The organism is [Roseibacterium] beibuensis (genome assembly GCF_039542305.1).
GTDB lineage: Bacteria > Pseudomonadota > Alphaproteobacteria > Rhodobacterales > Rhodobacteraceae > Roseibacterium > Roseibacterium beibuensis.
This window is the reverse complement of record NZ_BAABHW010000020.1, coordinates 1-549: the sequence shown is the minus strand read 5'-3', so window position 1 is coordinate 549 and position 549 is coordinate 1. Positions and strand designations below refer to the sequence as shown.

At 49.4% G+C, this 549-nt stretch carries 1 protein-coding gene and 1 pseudogene; both read left to right on the top strand.

Going from position 1 to position 549, the window contains the following annotated elements; genetic code table 11:
* Positions 1-242, top strand: a pseudogene (locus ABD923_RS19100) (alpha-glucuronidase); the annotation flags it as partial.
* A gap of 9 nt (positions 243-251) precedes the next feature.
* Positions 252-549: hypothetical protein (locus ABD923_RS19095; protein ID WP_345229578.1), on the top strand; the 298-nt coding region annotated here is incomplete at its 3' end.

The following is a 549-nucleotide window of genomic DNA, read 5'->3' as shown; positions in this document are numbered from 1 at the left end:
AATCCGGAAAAACCGTCATTCAGCACATTTACGATACCCATTATGAGGGAGCGGAGCGCGCCGAGGGACTAGTCGAGCGTTGGAAGACGCTTGAAGATGATATTGACGAGGGGCGCTATCGGCAAGTGCTGGACAGGCTTCAAGAGCAAGCCGAGCACGCCAAGGAATGGCGGGATGTGATCAACACTTATTTTTTGCGCAAGTCGGGGATACAGGATATTCTTAAGCGGCCGATATATTGAAACTGAAGAATGAAGGAGGAAAAGGGGTTGCAGTTGAACTTGAAGGCCAGAAGTCGGGAGCAAGAGAACTCGGAATACCTCCCGTTAGAGCACCAGGGCTTGTCCGCAACAATTGAAGTCCAAGGAGGGAGCGGTCATCCCCGGAATCCTTTTCACGTTCGCATACAAGTGAGAAATAAGAATCAATCGTCGTGGTTTGGTGTCATCCATATCGAGCTTCCATTTCCAAAAGAGAATCCACGCTTTTTTATGCCTGCATTTCTGTATGGGCGAAATCGGGGGGAAAGTCCGCAGAACGTACTTAATG